This window comes from Paraburkholderia sp. UYCP14C, from assembly GCF_004197395.1.
Taxonomy (GTDB): domain Bacteria; phylum Pseudomonadota; class Gammaproteobacteria; order Burkholderiales; family Burkholderiaceae; genus Paraburkholderia.
In genome coordinates, this window is the sequence record NZ_SELS01000344.1 from 1 (window position 1) to 477 (window position 477).

The window sequence follows — 477 nt, forward strand, 5'->3', positions numbered from 1 at the left end:
GTAGCGGGTGTGTTCTTGTCAGGTGTGGTGCCAGAGGGACAAGCATACCCGCTGACGCTGTACGCGAGGCTTGGTGCAAGGATCTTTATATCCCATGCGACTACTCCCGCAACGCCATCGGTGACAACATGGAAATTGGGCGAGTTCTGCAAGGTGATGCGATAGAGTGTGAAAGCGGAGCCTCCCGTCACCTGGACAAGTCGGGGATTTTGCTGGTGTAGTCCGGAGATCTTGTTCTGATATGCGACGTCCCACCAAGTGCGCACGCCCGCATTGGTGCCGCTGGTGAGCAAGCTGCCACCACGACCGTCGATGGTCCCGTCACCCACAATCGCGCTGCCTGTAGTTGTCCGGGCAAGTATGAGCGGATTGCAAGACTTTTTATTAGATGTAGTCGCAGTACTGAACCGCCCCGGATTTTGTGGAGGCTCCAACTCTTGAGAGAATGGAGCCATGAACAAGAAGGTAACCAAGTTT

At 54.9% G+C, this 477-nt stretch carries 1 protein-coding gene; it reads right to left on the bottom strand.

What is annotated here, in order from left to right; genetic code table 11:
* Positions 1–455: glycosyl hydrolase family 28 protein (locus EVC45_RS45165; RefSeq protein WP_248295560.1), on the bottom strand; the 455-nt coding region annotated here is incomplete at its 3' end.
* Positions 456–477: the final 22 nt, after the last annotated feature.